Source organism: Moorena sp. SIO1F2, from assembly GCF_010672755.1.
Taxonomy (GTDB): domain Bacteria; phylum Cyanobacteriota; class Cyanobacteriia; order Cyanobacteriales; family Coleofasciculaceae; genus Moorena.
In genome coordinates this window covers 1-14,199 of sequence record NZ_JAAHFV010000162.1, presented here as the reverse complement: position 1 = coordinate 14,199, position 14,199 = coordinate 1, and the positions used below count along the sequence as shown (strand labels likewise).

General features: G+C 43.2%; 15 protein-coding genes. 11 read left to right on the top strand and 4 right to left on the bottom strand.

Annotated features, from left to right (window positions below):
• Positions 1-162: 162 nt before the first annotated feature.
• The 3 genes from F6J94_RS18975 to F6J94_RS18965 form a co-directional block, all read right to left on the bottom strand.
• Positions 163-558, bottom strand: coding sequence for a hypothetical protein (locus F6J94_RS18975; protein WP_293043361.1), 396 nt, complete (start codon positions 556-558; stop codon positions 163-165).
• Between the two features lie 539 nt (positions 559-1,097).
• Entirely contained in the window at positions 1,098-2,084 is a 987-nt protein-coding gene (locus F6J94_RS18970) for a cysteine synthase A (protein WP_293043358.1), read from the bottom strand.
• A gap of 249 nt (positions 2,085-2,333) precedes the next feature.
• On the bottom strand, positions 2,334-2,972 hold the full coding sequence (locus tag F6J94_RS18965; RefSeq protein WP_293043354.1) for a peroxiredoxin: 639 nt from the start codon (positions 2,970-2,972) through the stop codon (positions 2,334-2,336).
• Between the two features lie 529 nt (positions 2,973-3,501).
• Here F6J94_RS18965 and psbU point away from each other — a divergent pair.
• A complete protein-coding gene (gene psbU, locus F6J94_RS18960; protein WP_293043364.1) occupies positions 3,502-3,957 on the top strand; it encodes a photosystem II complex extrinsic protein PsbU in 456 nt (151 codons plus the stop codon).
• A 123-nt stretch (positions 3,958-4,080) separates the two neighbouring features.
• Here the strand turns inward: psbU and F6J94_RS34345 are convergent, their stop codons facing one another.
• Positions 4,081-4,263, bottom strand: a complete 183-nt coding sequence (locus tag F6J94_RS34345) for a hypothetical protein (RefSeq protein ID WP_367142237.1) — start codon at positions 4,261-4,263, stop codon at positions 4,081-4,083.
• 517 nt (positions 4,264-4,780) lie between these two features.
• Between F6J94_RS34345 and F6J94_RS18955 the strand changes: the two genes are divergently transcribed.
• The 10 genes from F6J94_RS18955 to F6J94_RS18910 all read left to right on the top strand — a co-directional run bounded on the left by F6J94_RS18955 (position 4,781) and on the right by F6J94_RS18910 (position 14,143).
• Positions 4,781-5,551: a glycosyltransferase family A protein gene (locus F6J94_RS18955; protein WP_293043351.1), complete on the top strand. Its 771-nt coding sequence runs from the start codon at positions 4,781-4,783 to the stop codon at positions 5,549-5,551.
• A complete protein-coding gene (locus F6J94_RS18950) occupies positions 5,548-6,831 on the top strand; it encodes a DegT/DnrJ/EryC1/StrS aminotransferase family protein (protein WP_293019868.1) in 1,284 nt (427 codons plus the stop codon). The genes F6J94_RS18955 and F6J94_RS18950 overlap by 4 nt, the downstream gene beginning before the upstream one ends.
• A 5-nt stretch (positions 6,832-6,836) precedes the next feature.
• The gene (locus F6J94_RS18945; protein WP_293019867.1) at positions 6,837-8,048 is read left to right on the top strand and encodes an iron-containing alcohol dehydrogenase; all 1,212 of its coding nucleotides are present in this window, start codon (positions 6,837-6,839) and stop codon (positions 8,046-8,048) included.
• A 2-nt stretch (positions 8,049-8,050) separates the two neighbouring features.
• Positions 8,051-8,758: a sugar phosphate nucleotidyltransferase gene (locus tag F6J94_RS18940; protein WP_293043348.1), complete on the top strand. Its 708-nt coding sequence runs from the start codon at positions 8,051-8,053 to the stop codon at positions 8,756-8,758.
• A 42-nt stretch (positions 8,759-8,800) separates the two neighbouring features.
• Entirely contained in the window at positions 8,801-9,421 is a 621-nt protein-coding gene (locus F6J94_RS18935; RefSeq protein WP_293043345.1) for an SIS domain-containing protein, read from the top strand.
• A gap of 14 nt (positions 9,422-9,435) precedes the next feature.
• Positions 9,436-10,062, top strand: coding sequence for an HAD family hydrolase (locus tag F6J94_RS18930; protein ID WP_293019864.1), 627 nt, complete (start codon positions 9,436-9,438; stop codon positions 10,060-10,062).
• Between the two features lie 26 nt (positions 10,063-10,088).
• On the top strand, positions 10,089-11,066 hold the full coding sequence (locus tag F6J94_RS18925) for a GDP-mannose 4,6-dehydratase (protein ID WP_293043342.1): 978 nt from the start codon (positions 10,089-10,091) through the stop codon (positions 11,064-11,066).
• A 53-nt stretch (positions 11,067-11,119) separates the two neighbouring features.
• The gene (locus F6J94_RS18920; protein WP_293019862.1) at positions 11,120-11,833 is read left to right on the top strand and encodes a sugar phosphate nucleotidyltransferase; all 714 of its coding nucleotides are present in this window, start codon (positions 11,120-11,122) and stop codon (positions 11,831-11,833) included.
• On the top strand, positions 11,826-13,010 hold the full coding sequence (locus F6J94_RS18915; RefSeq protein ID WP_293043339.1) for a DegT/DnrJ/EryC1/StrS aminotransferase family protein: 1,185 nt from the start codon (positions 11,826-11,828) through the stop codon (positions 13,008-13,010). Before F6J94_RS18920 ends, F6J94_RS18915 begins: the two co-directional genes overlap by 8 nt.
• A 68-nt stretch (positions 13,011-13,078) precedes the next feature.
• A complete protein-coding gene (locus F6J94_RS18910; protein ID WP_293019860.1) occupies positions 13,079-14,143 on the top strand; it encodes a radical SAM protein in 1,065 nt (354 codons plus the stop codon).
• The last annotated feature ends 56 nt before the right edge of the window (positions 14,144-14,199 follow it).

Below are 14,199 nucleotides of genomic sequence, written 5' to 3'. Positions count from 1 at the left end.
CAATGAGGTTACGGAGCTGTGTTGCCAAATTGGCATAAAAAATCTTTCCATAGCGGTGTTTTAGTATGCCCCTACTTACATTTGTCCAAGAGTGACCCTAATGACTATAGCCCTTATGATCATCAAAGAATTACCACATCAGTTGCCACATTAGTTGCCACATTAGTTGTAAGTGCCCATGGCGTGGGTCGGCGATGCTTGCTCCCAATTGCTTGTAGTCAGCTGCCAGTCAGAACTGCTGTAGACGTAAGTGATGCGGATATGCTCTAGGATTATGTAGAAGCAGGTAGATTTTAGCCAGTCTGAGGGGTCTTGAATATCTTGTCCAGATTCAATTTTGCTAACACCACGAAGACAGCCTTCAAAAAGTATCTGGCCTATATCAAGTTCCTGTTCAAGATTGAAGTACTTGAGTTGGCGTTTAATAAATGTATATACCTCAGAGTTTTCTTTTTGTTTCCAGCTAGAATCAACTACTGCATCAAATTTTTGACGATTAGGGGATTTTAGGAGGTCTTGGGTTTGCATCTGGTGTACTTCCTCTAGAAAAATCAACATACCAAGTTGAGGCTTATTACTTCAGTTTTTCTTGAAGAAGCCTCATGATTATTCTTAATAAATAATGAGAATTAAGTCTTGATTTGTGACACTGATCGAGTTTGAGCGTTCAGCTAAGGCGCGACGCCCATGCTACACTTTATGCAAACAGGTATCAGCCCCTATGCCCCTACAGCCAAGGAGCTTAGGTTCGACTGATAACCAAAAGCTCAGTTGACTTGAGGTGTCTTTCCAAAGTGGAAAGCCTTGGCACCAGTGTCTGTAGGTGTCTTTTTAGGGACATCCGTGGTGCCTAGGGTGCTCAAGGTGCTCACAGAGCAAGGCTTGATATTGATCCATATCAATTACAATACCAAGTTTGCTGGCATCTGTGACAGTACTCGAAAGGGTACTGTTATTTGTTTTTATTTGTGTTATCCTTAAAGATTAGTAAGAAATGTCAAGGATTCCTGTCTGCTGCTCCCTGTTCCCCGTTTCCCGTTGCCATTGGCTGAATACTTACAAAGATGACTAGATTCATGACCCTTGAGCCTTTTTCCTCAAGAGGTGCAATCACCCACAGAAAGTCCTTTAGATACCAACCATTCCCGATTGAATAGCCGTGATTGATAACGACCACCGCCATCACAAAGTACAGTCACAATTGTATGACCAGGTCCCATTTGTTTAGCCAGAGCAACAGCAGCTCCGACATTAATCCCGACAGACCCTCCCATAAATAATCCATCCCGACTCAGCAGCTGGTAAACTACCCGGAGACATTCGTGGTCATCAATTTGAATCGCATCATCAATGGGAGCCCCTTCCATATTGCCAGTAATACGGCTGTTACCGATACCTTCTGTAATAGAGCTACCTTCCGGTTTAATTTCACCGGTCTTGACATAACTGTACAAACCACTGCCCATGGGGTCAGCCACCACACATTGAAGGTTAGGATTTTTTTCTTTCAAATACATCGCTACCCCTGCATAGGTCCCACCTGTCCCAGTTGCTGAGACCCAAGCATCAATTTTCCCGTCAGTTTGCTGCCACAGTTCTGGCCCAGTGGTTTCATAATGAGCTTGTCGGTTTGCCAAATTATCAAACTGATTCGCCCAGATGGCATTATCCATCTCTTGGGCAATGCGTCCAGAAAGCTTTACATAATTATTCGGGTCTTTGTAGGGTACTGCTGGCACTGGGCGGACTTCAGCTCCCAGTGTTCTGAGGGTATCCATTTTTTCTTGGGATTGAGTTTCCGGGATAATAATCAAGCACTTGTATCCCTTAGCATTACAGATATGGGCTAGACCAATGCCCGTATTGCCAGCGGTTCCTTCAACAACTGTACCCCCAGGCTTGAGTAAGCCTTTTTCTTCTGCATCTTTAATAATATAGAGGGCAGCTCGGTCTTTTACAGAACCGCCTGGATTGAGAAACTCCGCTTTCCCTAGGATTTCACAACCCGTCTCTTCGCTAAAGCTGTTTAAGCGAATCAGTGGTGTATTCCCAACTGTGTTAACAAAACCTGCTTTGATATCCATTTCAATCAAGTTTAAATTACAAATTATAAAGAATGAAGAATTAAGAATTAAAAATGAAGAATGAAGAATTAAGAATGAAGAATTAAGAATGAAGGATGAAGAATCCTTAATCCTTCATCCTTCAGACCTGATAATTATTTTATATCATGTCAGGATAATTACCCTTAATAAAAATGTCCCCCATCTCCCCATCTCCCCATCTCCCCATCTCCCCACACTTTTATTATGGGTATTCAACCGAACTTGATATTACTTGTTAGGTTGGGGTGTCATCCGCAGATAGGGCTTAATTACCTCATATCCTTTGGGAAACCGTTCCTTCAACTCTTCTGGATCTTTGATGGATGGTACAATAACGCAGTCATCCCCGTCTTTCCAGTTAACCGGAGTAGCAACTTTATAGTCATCGGTCAACTGTAGGGAGTCAATCACTCGCAGGATTTCGTCAAAGTTACGACCGGTGCTAGCAGGGTAGGTTAACACTAACCGCAATTTCTTCTGTGGGTCGATGATGAAAACAGAGCGTACGGTTAGGGTATTGTCAGCGTTGGGGTGGATCATATCGTAAAGGTCAGACACCTTTTTATCTGGATCCGCCAAAATCGGGTAGTTGACCGTTGTTGTCTGGGTTTCGTTGATATCTCCAATCCAGCCTTTGTGGGAGTCAACATCATCCACGCTCAAGGCTAGCACTTTAACATTGCGCTTCTCAAATTCGGGCTTGAGTTTAGCAACCATACCTAACTCGGTGGTGCAAACTGGGGTGAAGTCGGCTGGGTGAGAAAACAGCACCACCCAGCTATCTCCTGCCCATTCATACAAGTTAATCTCACCTTCGCTAGAATTCTGAGTAAAGTCGGGTACGGTATCCCCCAATCGTAGAGTCATGGCTAAATCCTGTTGCTATTTGTTCTTCTCAGGATTGTTATAGTGCCACAAAACTCAAGTTTATTCGTCAGCTTTTAGATCTATTTTAGGATTTGCTTAGGAATTCGTTATTCAGTGGTCAGCGGTCAGCCGTCAGCGGTCAGCCGTCATCCATTGGCGTAGCGTGGCCTTGGCCTTTGGCCACGCTGCGCTAACAGTAGCTCTATCTGTAGCCCATAAGCTGATAGCTGATACGCGACACGCTGATAGCTGATATAGCAATCCGTGTAGGAATTGAGAGAATTTTGATGCGATATTCCCTACTCCCTGTTCCCTGTTCCCTGTTCCCTGTTCCCTTTGCTATAGCTGATAGCTCATAGCTTACAAAGCAACATTTGTCAATGAACTAGGGTGGGAATCGTCTTCTCGAAAAAGTTTAGGTCTTGTGTCTGGACTTCGATATTATGAGATGATGAGAAACAAAAATTAAACTAAACCCACAGAGATTAATTTCTCTTAGTGCTGTGTTGTGTAAGTAAGGAGTTTTATGATGAAAAAATTGGTTCATCTGGCAGTGTTATGCCTTCTAGTGCTTAGCTTGGGGTGCTTGGGCTTACCCCAAAATGCGATCGCTTCCCCTATGTCTTCAGCAGACACATTTTCGTTAAATAACTTAACGTTGCCCTCATCTACCGCTTTAATCGCTCGTTCCCGGAGCAATGCGGCTGATCGCAAGTTAGCCACCGAGTTTGGTAAGAAGACTGACCTGAACAATACTCCTTTGCGTAAGTTTCGCAAATATCGCGGATTCTACCCAAACTTGGCTCGTAAGATTGCTGATAATGCTCCCTACGAGTCAGTAGAAGATGTTCTGAACATTAAGGGACTCAGCGCAAAGCAGAAGAAAAAGTTACAAAAGCAAATTGATAAAGGTAATTTTACCGTGACTAAGACCTCAGAAGTTTATAATGCGGGCGACGATCGCGTTAATCCTGGCGTGTACTAACAACGCCATTGGTGGTTAGCTTTAAATTTTTTGTCTCCAGATAAAGCTTTTCTAGCTGAGCGCAAAGCGCTTAGCTAGATCAATCCAGGGTTTAAAGGGCTCTAACTCAGCTGAGCACAAAAACTAGCTGGAATAGTTGACGGTACGTGCTTGTCCGTCAAGGTAATAAACTCCCAGACAGTGGTGTTGATTATCTGTAATTACCCAAGGATGAGTTACATAGGTTTGTTGAGTATAACCTTGGCCTGGTTTGAGCTGATAATAGTATGTTCTGTTGCCCTGGTAGTTCAGCCAATAAGTCTTGATTAGCTGAGGGGGTGAAATTATCCATTAAAAGCTTGCTATATAAGGCTTTGAGGCCAATGAACTCAGGGAAGATACAGTCGGAAATTAACTCTCGATTCATTTTCTGGAAGCTCAAACCATTATAACTACGTCCAAAGGAGCGCCCAAAACAGAATGTATCTTTTTGTAACTTATGGGCTGAAATTATTACCCAGTAAGGATTTCAGCTTGCATATCATATTATGTTCGGATAATTAGTTATAAAAAACCATTACCCTTGAAACCTTACTTTTTTACTTCTGCCTTCTGCCTTCTGCCCTCTGCCTTGCTTTCGACGCTTAGTATAAGTATTTAACCGGACATGATATCACCCCCCCAAGAGAAAGTTGCATAAATGGTCACAGTATTGGCGAATTCAAGAAATCTAACGAAATATTTAAAGTTAGAGGGTTTAAACGCATACAGATCTAGGATAGGTCTAGCTTCTTGGCAACTATGCTTACGTCGCTTTATTCGCATCTAAAAAGGGCTGTACTACATGTTAACTGTAGCCGTTATTACATTTTGTGTAGATCGAGACAGAGAATTAGAGCGCTGCATCAATAGCGTCAGACTACAGCAAGTACCTACAATACATTATGTCTTTTCAGAACGAGTTAATGAGTTAAAAACTAGCCCAGTACTCAAACCAATCAAAGATATTGTCAGGTGGGTAGCCATTGAAGATGTACCCTACCACGAGCACTCCTCTCCTCGCATGGCTAAACTACGTCAGTCTGCCCTAGAAAAAATCCAGGAACCTTTTGTCTGTTTTCTAGATGACGATAATGAGTTTTTGCCTAATCATCTAAGTAGTTTGTTGCACTGTATTCAAGAGCAGCAACTAGATGCTGCCTACTCTTGGAGGATTCTACTCCACCCTGACGGTTCTCTTTTTGAAGGGGATTATTATCCCTGGCATGCAGATCCAAAGACTGCAACTCTTCTCTATAAATGGTGTGTAGACAACGAAGTTATCCGTTTGGGAGATGCTGTTGTGTATGATGGTCCTCGAGTTTCAGACGATCCTCGAAATGTAGCAACGGTAGATATGAATGAGTGGTTGTTCAGGACTAAATCACTGCTGCGTATTGGCTTTAATGCAGAATTCACTCAAGAAGAGCTGGATAATCAGGTAGGAGAAGATGACAAGATTCTAAAGAAAATCTTAAATATTGATTTTCGGTTTGCTTGCAGTCAACAAGCTACTGTTAAATACTATTTGGGTGGAGTTTCCAATTCAGATGACAATTATCGATATTCGATATGATAGTTCTTCAAATTAGCAGGTTAGCCATTGATGGAGGAACCCCTATCTTCGAAAGGCAGTGGCCCAAATGGCCTCAATCCGATGCAGAAACTGAATCGGAAGTTATTAAAGTATTACGCAGTGGGCGTTGGACCATCAGCGGATTCTCTAATGGTAAACCTTTACAAGAACAGATATTTGCTTCTGCATTTAGCAGCTTTCTGGGCGCTAAGTACTGTATTCCAACTGATCATGGGACATCAGCTTTAGAGCTAGCGATGGAAGCTTGTGATGTTAAGCCGATGGACGAAGTCATTGTGCCTGGGCTTACTTGGGTGGCTTGTCCATATTCTGTTCTGGCTCAGCAAGCGATTCCTGTGTTAGCTGATGTTGATCCAAAGACCATGTGTCTTGATCCCAAATCAGTGAAGCAGCTGATTACTTCTAAGACTAAGGCAATTTTGGTAGTTCATCTCTACAGTCGTATTGCCAATATGTCGGCACTATGTCAGATTGCTAAAGAGCATGGTTTAACAATTATAGAAGACTGCGCCCAGTCCCATGGCGCACGCTGGAAAGGTAAGTGCGTGGGTACACTCGGTCAAGTTGGAGCATTTAGCATGCAACAGGGTAAGCCTTTGACTGCAGGGGAGGGAGGATGCTGCGTCACGAATGATGATGACCTAGCCGAGAGAATTTATCGCTTTCGTACAGATGGACGTTTCTTAGCAGGCGAAGATGGTCGTACTTTAGGACGAACAGAGTTGCTGGAATCTGGCCACGTCCTTAGTGGACGTAATCGATGTCTTTCTGATATTCAGCTTGCAATCTTAACGATCCAGCTTAAAAAGCTTAAAGCCCAAAATGAACAGAGAAGAAGCAATGCAGCTTATCTTGCCCAGCTCTTACAACAATTGCCTGGTATTTCTATTCCGTCTTATCACGAACCAGATGATGAGGAAGTCTATTACCATTTTGCTTTTTTCTTAAATGAGACATTTTTACGGGGAAAAACCGTTGCCTGGGTTGGGGAAGCACTCTCAGCAGAGCTTGGAACATGGGTACATCAACCATATGTTCCTCTATCACGTCATCCACTGTACGTTCCTGAGAAAAAAGCTTGGGTTCAGCAGTCAGAGTCAGTGAAAAGTTTAGTTGACAAAAAACGTTTTCATCTTCCTTCTTCAGAAGAAGTACATGAAAAAACATTACTGTTACACCACTCTGTTTTATTGTCACCCCGTGAGGATATGGATATGATTGCAGCGGCACTTCACAAAATCTATTCTGGGATAAATTAGAAATTATGAAAACTTTGCTTTCCCCGAACTTTAGTGAGCAGCTAAAAAGCAGCAAATTTCTTGAAGTTTGCTTCAACTTTGGCGAGCGCAACATGCCCATCCTGATTGGTCAAGATGTACATCATGAGTGCATTAAGTTTTGCCAACAAAAGAATCCTGATCAAATATTTTTTATCGCAGATGATCGTGTTTGGGAACTGTATGGAACTGTCATTGAATCACGATATTGTTCTAATTTTTCAGTGCGTAAAGCGCTGGTCAAACCCTCTGAGAAATTAAAGACCTTAGATCAAGTTAATCGTCTCTTAGAAGAGGCGATTGCAGCGGGGGTAACTCGCCGCAGTATCGTGATTGCCCTTGGAGGCGGGCTTGCAGGGAATATTGCTGGGATGGTTGCAGGCCTGCTTTACCGAGGCATTTCTATGGTTCATATGCCAACAACCTTCCTGGCCATGTCAGATTCAATTTTATCACTCAAACAGGCCGTAAATGGTCAGCGTGGGAAGAACCTGTTTGGCATGTACTACTTACCTGAAGCTAGTTTTGTCTCTGTCAATTTCTTGAAGACTTTGCCTGAAAAAGAACTTATTGCTGGCATCAATGAACTAATCAAAAATTGCCTTGTTTTTGATGCTGAACAAACAGAAAAGCTGGTCTCCTTGATTAGGCAGCCAGCTAATGATTCCACGTGGATTCAATTAGTTTTGCTCGGGATAAAGGCAAAACAGAAGCTACTTCTTATCGATCCTTATGAAAAGGGAATAGGGATTTCCCTGGAGTATGGCCATACGGTGGGTCACGCTTTAGAGGTCCAGCACAGTGAATTATCCCATGGGATTGCTGTTGGATTAGGAATGTTAGTAGCTTCTGCCATCTCCTTAAATCGAGAATGGTTAAGTGAAGAGGAGTATTGGTTACACTACCGTCTACTCCATGGTGCTAATCCGAAGATTCAATTTCCACAGACCCTCGATTTTGACAAAACCCTCCAACTGATCCGGAAGGACAACAAACATGGCTATCTCAGTTCAGGTTTAGAACAACATCCCTTTGTTTTATTGCGGTCGATTGGTCTGGTTGCGATGACTCATGAAAAACCTTTAGTCTGTGTTAATGAGGCTGAGATACTCACGGCGATAGAGCGAGCCCGTAGAGATATTGATGTATTTTCTCAAACACACAGTTCTGTCTCAACAAAAGCAATGCAGGAGGCCTAATCATGTTTGATCAGGCTGTTATTCTCGCAGGAGGAAGAGGAACGCGTCTTGCTCCTCTTACAGATACTTTGCCAAAGGTTATGGCTCCAGTTGAAGAACATCCTTTCTTGGAGTACCAAATTCAGTATCTACAGCGACAGGGCATTCGGTCAATCTTGCTATTACTTGGCTATCGCTGGGAACAAGTGAAAGATTACTTTGGTAATGGCCATAAGTGGAATGTTGAGATTGAATATAGTGTCGAAACAATGCCATTAGGGACAGCAGGCTGCTTATCCAATGCCTATGAAAAGTTGAATGATGTATTTGTTGTTGTCTACGGTGACTCTTTTCTGCCGTGTGACTACTCGCTGATGTTTCAACATTCTCAGCAGTACGATCAAACAGCCATCATGACAATCTATCCAAATCAAGGTGAACTGCCGGTTCCCAATAATGTTCGAGTCAGCCCTGATGGATTTCTCCAGCAATACATTAAAGATAGACCCGATCTGAAACTTGAATATGTTGATGCAGGGGCTTTAGTCTTACATCTTAACCATATAGATAACTTTCCCAATAAAATTCCAGCTAGCTTAGAAGAAGATATTTTTCCAGATTTCGCATCCGCTGGAACAATGCAAACCTTTATGAGTAAACATCGTTTTTATGACATTGGTACCCCGAGCCGACTAGACCAGTTTCGTCAAGATTTTTACCAATTTTTTTGACTCGAAATATAAATGCAGTCTTGTAAAATAAATATTAAAATCATGAGTCCTGTTACATCAATAAAAAAGAGCAAATCTCGGCATCGACAGATAATTGAAAATCCAAGGAAATATGCTAAAACACTCAGTGATGTACTCGCTAATTTGGATTTTGATACGGTTGAAGCGATCGCCCATCTCATTGCAGATGTTGGATTACGACAGGCACAGGTTTTGCTCATTGGGAATGGTGGCAGTGCCAGTAATGCATCCCATTATCACTGTGACTTAACTAGTGCTTTTCGCACCTATCAATCACGGCTGCGAGTTCTCAATTTGGCAGGCTCTCCATCGATTATTACTGCACTTGGCAATGACTTTGATTTCCGAAAGATCTTTAGTTTTCAGGTTAAGGAAACAGGCAATCCGGGTGACCTTTTATTGATGCTAACGGCCTCAGGTAATTCGCCTGACATTTTAGAAGCCTGTGCAACTGCTCAAGATCTCAGTATCAAAACGATATCGATCACCGGGTTTGGTGGTGGTAAAGTTGCTTCAATGGCTGATTTGAACCTTACGATTCCCTCTAATAATTATGGTGTTATCGAAGATGTTCAGCTCGTTTTAGGACATATGTTTAGCCAGAAGATTTGTGGATTATTTGAAGATAAGATTGATGTTTAGGGTCAATTCTTCTTATGGCAACTCAGTTAAAACTTAAGCCAGCGATCTTCTTAGACCGGGATGGCACATTGATCAAGCATGTTCACCATCTCTGCAATCCTGAGGATGTAGAGTTAGAGCCCACTGCTGTTTCTGCACTATCTTTGCTACGAGAAGCTGGGTTTGCTTGCGTCGTAGTCACGAATCAATCTGTTGTAGGAAGGGGGATGTTAAGTCTGAAGGGCTTAGAATCTATTCATGCCAGACTGGAGATGCTACTTCACGACCAAGGGATTGGCATTGATGCTATTTATTACTGTCCCCATGTTCCTCAAACTTCAGACCTGACGCAGATCGAGCACATTGACCGCAAACCTGGGCCAGGCATGCTACTGCGGGCTGCGCAAGAAATGGGGCTCTCAATTTCACAAAGTTGGATGATTGGAGATTCAATTAGTGACGTTTTAGCAGGGGCCAACGCTGGCTGCAAAGGAAGTTGTTTAATTCAATCTAATCTCTATCGACCTGAATGGACAAATGCTGCAGAAGTTTCGTATTTAGCGTCTGATCTTCTGGATGCAGTTAAATATATTTTGCATGCTTCGCTGCTTGCAGACTCTCCTGATGAAATCATCGACGCTATTTCAGCTTCTAATCTCTAGATTAACCTAATTTCTAAAGAGTAGCTATGACAGTTTTAGTAACGGGTGCAGGTGGATTTATTGCTAGCCATCTTGTTGAGATGTTGCTTCAGCATGGGCATCAAGTCAGAGCTTTGGTTCGTTACAATAGTCAAGGCAGCTGGGGACATCTTCAAGACATTCAGCCTCAGTTACGAGAAAATCTAGAGGTTTGTCTAGGCGATATTACCGATCCCTACTTCGTGACAGATCTGGTTGCAAATTGCGAGGTTGTTTTCCATCTGGCAGCATTGATCGGAATTCCCTATTCCTATCACGCTCCTGCTTCTTATCTTGCAACCAATACAGGTGGAACTTTGAATATCTTGCAAGCCTGCCGACAAAAAACAGTGCGTCGGGTTATTATTACTTCAACTAGTGAAGTGTACGGTACTGCCCTCTATACACCGATGAGGGAGGATCATCCTTTACAGGCTCAATCTCCTTATGCTGCGAGTAAGATTGCAGCTGATAAACTTGCGGAATCTTTCTTTTGCACTTATGACTTGCCTGTCGTTACCCTACGACCATTTAACACCTATGGTCCTCGGCAGTCAGCGCGGGCTATTATTCCAACGGTGCTGTCTCAGGCTATGGCAGGAACGAACACAATTCGTTTAGGAAATTTAACGCCCAAGCGAGACTTAACCTTTGTATTGGACACTGCGAGAGCCTTCTTATTGGCATCAGAAGCATCAGGTATCGAGGGAGAAACTATCCATTTTGGACAGGGTAATGCAGTGAGCGTGGCAGAAATTGCCCATACTTGCTTAAAGGTCGTAAACAGTCATGCTGAGATTATAAGTACGGCTGAACGGCAACGTCCCAAGCAAAGTGAAGTTGATCTACTTTTGTGTGATGCTTCAAATGCAAAACAGCGATTAGGATGGCAGCCTCAGGTGTCTTTGGAAGCAGGACTATTACAGGTTGCTGAATATATGAAACAGCACCAAGCTCAATATCGAAATCAAGACTATGTTGTCTGAGAGGTAGTATGAAAGGGTCTGGCTCAAGTACCGATCACCATCTTACCGCAGGAATGAAGGCTGTCATTTTAGCTGGAGGAAAAGGCACGCGCCTTAAGCCCTTTACAGTCAATTTTCCTAAACCTTTAGTTCCACTAGGTGATGTTCCGATTATAGAAATTCTCATCCGCCGTCTGCTTCGCTATGGCATTACCAACATTACCCTAACATTGGGCCATTTAGCAGAGTTGGTGAAGGCTTACTTTGATCATCGACATAGCTTGGTAGAAAAAATAAACCTGGATTTTGTTGAAGAGGAAGAGCCAACGGGAACTGCAGGCTCGTTATCCTTCATTCCAAATCTTGACCAAACATTTTTGGTCATGAATGGTGATTTACTCACTGATTTAAATTTTAACCATCTTATTCAGTTTCATCGAGATAAGAATGCGGCACTTACGATCGCCTGCTATACTCGGAATGTCAAGATTGATTTGGGTGTCTTGAAGCTGAATGACCACCATCAAGTGATTGACTACATCGAAAAGCCAGAGACCTCTTATCCGGTCAGCATGGGGATCTATGCCTATGAGCCCCGTGTCCTTAAATATATTGAGTATGGCAAATACCTCGATCTCCCAGACTTAGTTTTACGGCTAATAGAGGAAGGCGAGCAAGTCTGTGCTTATCCTGCCAATTGCCTTTGGCTAGATATTGGTCGGCCCGATGACTATGCAAAAGCCCAAGATTTATTTGCTGAGAAACGGGAGGAATTTGACCTTGTCTAACTGGAAAGTTCCCCTCAGCGATTTGGATTACGGAGTAGAAGAAGAAAAGGCTATTCAGCGAGTTCTCCAGCGGCAATGGCTGTCTATGGGGCCAGAAGTCAAAGTTTTTGAGGAAGAGTTTTCATCGTTTTTGGGAGTTAAGCACGCGATCGCCGTTTCGAGTGGTACCGCTGCCCTGCAACTCGCTTACCTGGCTTTGGGATTAGGAAAAGAAGACGAAGTTATTCAACCTGCGCTTAATTTTGTTGCTGCGGCTAACACGGCTATTGCAGTGGGTGTTCGCCCCATTTTTGCAGATATCATTAGCCTGGATGAACCAACCCTTGATATCACAGATGTTGAACATCGAATTACGCAGCAAACAAAGGCAATTGTCGTTATGCACTATGGAGGATATCCCTGTCGCATGGCTGACCTTCGAGCCCTCTGTGAACGCCATGATTTAGCCGTCATTGAGGATGCTTGCCATGCAGTGGGTGCTCGCTACCTGGACTCACAAGCTCGGTTTCCTCACGGTCATCGAGTGGGACAACTGGGAGATATTGCCTGTTTCTCGTTCTTTAGTAATAAAAACCTGGCGACAGGAGAAGGAGGGCTCATCACAACCGATCAAGACGATTTGGCCAAGCGTGTTCGCTTATTGCGCTCCCACGGAATGACTACGCTAACCTGGGAACGCCACAAGGGACACGCCCGATCTTACGATGTAGTTCTACATGGTTTTAACTATCGTTTTGATGAAATCAGAGCTGCCTTAGGACGCACACAACTTCAAAAGCTAGAGAGCAATAATCATCGACGACAGGAAATCGTGAATGCCTATTATAGTCAGCTGGATTCATTGTCTAATTGGATAATTCCTTTCCGCCATTTCTCTGGTGACTCAGCTTATCATTTAATGCCAATTGTCGCACCCGATCAACGTACACGTGAACGTGTTGTTCAAGACTTGAAGCTTGCAGGCATCCAAACCAGTCTACATTATCCCTGCATTACTAATTTTACTGCTTTTGCACATTTAGAAGCTTCTGGAGTCGAAAAAAGTAAGGCGTTTTCTCAAAGGGTGATAACCCTTCCTCTGTATCCAACGATGACATTAGATCAGGTCAATTATGTTTGTTCTAATTTGCTTTCATCCTCCCGGATATCGCTTTTGGAGGATTCAAATGATGCCTAAGTCATGACTGTAGGGCTGTTAGAAGGCTTTTCCATATTAATTAGTATCATTTTTTGAGGAGATAATTTATGTTATCCATCAGCAAAACAATCGAAAACAATTCTCAAACACAAATAGTTTCAGCTCACTGTAGCGATTATCCACAGGGACTTTACATTGAATTAACTGATCGGTGTAATCTTCTCTGTCCCATGTGTCGACAATCAGCCGTTGCGGGTGATGTTCTGTCGCTAGAGGTGTTCAAAGAGATTGCAGATGCACTTTTTCCTCATGCCCGCTTTGTCGATTTGCGCGGTTGGGGTGAAAGTACACTACTACCTAATTTCGAGGCATATCTCGATTATGCTATGCGGTTTCCACTGCAGAAAAAATTGATCACTAATGCAACAGTAAATAAACCCCACCTGTGGCAGAAGCTTGGAGAAGCGGGGGTGATTGTTGGTGTTTCCATTGATGCAGCGGATCCCGAACTCTATGAACAGCTGCGAGTAGGAGCAAAACTAGAAAAAATGTTGGCAAATGTTCGCCAGATCATCCGAGCAGCAGAAACTTCGGGGTTAGATCCAAAGCAGCAAGTTTATTTCTGCATTACTGCCAGTGGTATGAACTTGCTGGATATCAAGAATATTGTTCACATCGGTCTCGACCTTGGGATTGACCGTTTTAAGCTGGAGCCCTTGAAAACCAGTGATGGCGATCCAAATCATCTGAAGTACCATATCCAAACCGTGAAAGCAGAAACAGCTGCTTTGAAAACCCTAGTTGAGGAAACAGGGGCTCGTATTGAACTTTCTGCCTCATTGATTGAAGAACAAGTGTATGAGCCAGCGGTTAGAAAATTGTGTATTCATCCTTGGCAATACCTTTATGTCAATAGTCGAGGACGCATGGGATTTTGTGATCACCTTAATGGGGTGGAAGAGTTCACATTTGCAAATTGGAGTGAGGGAAGCTTCGAAGATTTCTGGAATGGTCCCGAGATGGTTCAACTGAGGAAAGAGCACTTGGCACGCTTCAATCAGGGACAGGAAATTGCAATCTGTGGTGATTGTAATTGGTGCTACAACCGTCGCTATATGGACCTAGAGGATATGATCGATCCGAACTGGTCAGAATACCGAGTACAACTTTAGGAGATGCAATCAATGCAGGAAAAATATTGCTGTCCCTGGGAACATCTCTTTTACGA

Bases quoted from the DNA above. Each gene is read 5' to 3' on its own strand.
- F6J94_RS18975 (WP_293043361.1), bottom strand. From the start codon at position 558: ATGTTGATTTTTCTAGAGGAAGTACACCAGATGCAAACCCAAGACCTC.
- F6J94_RS18970 (WP_293043358.1), bottom strand. From the start codon at position 2,084: ATGGATATCAAAGCAGGTTTTGTTAACACAGTTGGGAATACACCACTG.
- F6J94_RS18965 (WP_293043354.1), bottom strand. From the start codon at position 2,972: ATGACTCTACGATTGGGGGATACCGTACCCGACTTTACTCAGAATTCT.
- psbU (WP_293043364.1), top strand. From the start codon at position 3,502: ATGAAAAAATTGGTTCATCTGGCAGTGTTATGCCTTCTAGTGCTTAGC.
- F6J94_RS18955 (WP_293043351.1), top strand. From the start codon at position 4,781: ATGTTAACTGTAGCCGTTATTACATTTTGTGTAGATCGAGACAGAGAA.
- F6J94_RS18950 (WP_293019868.1), top strand. From the start codon at position 5,548: ATGATAGTTCTTCAAATTAGCAGGTTAGCCATTGATGGAGGAACCCCT.
- F6J94_RS18945 (WP_293019867.1), top strand. From the start codon at position 6,837: ATGAAAACTTTGCTTTCCCCGAACTTTAGTGAGCAGCTAAAAAGCAGC.
- F6J94_RS18940 (WP_293043348.1), top strand. From the start codon at position 8,051: ATGTTTGATCAGGCTGTTATTCTCGCAGGAGGAAGAGGAACGCGTCTT.
- F6J94_RS18935 (WP_293043345.1), top strand. From the start codon at position 8,801: ATGAGTCCTGTTACATCAATAAAAAAGAGCAAATCTCGGCATCGACAG.
- F6J94_RS18930 (WP_293019864.1), top strand. From the start codon at position 9,436: ATGGCAACTCAGTTAAAACTTAAGCCAGCGATCTTCTTAGACCGGGAT.
- F6J94_RS18925 (WP_293043342.1), top strand. From the start codon at position 10,089: ATGACAGTTTTAGTAACGGGTGCAGGTGGATTTATTGCTAGCCATCTT.
- F6J94_RS18920 (WP_293019862.1), top strand. From the start codon at position 11,120: ATGAAGGCTGTCATTTTAGCTGGAGGAAAAGGCACGCGCCTTAAGCCC.
- F6J94_RS18910 (WP_293019860.1), top strand. From the start codon at position 13,079: ATGTTATCCATCAGCAAAACAATCGAAAACAATTCTCAAACACAAATA.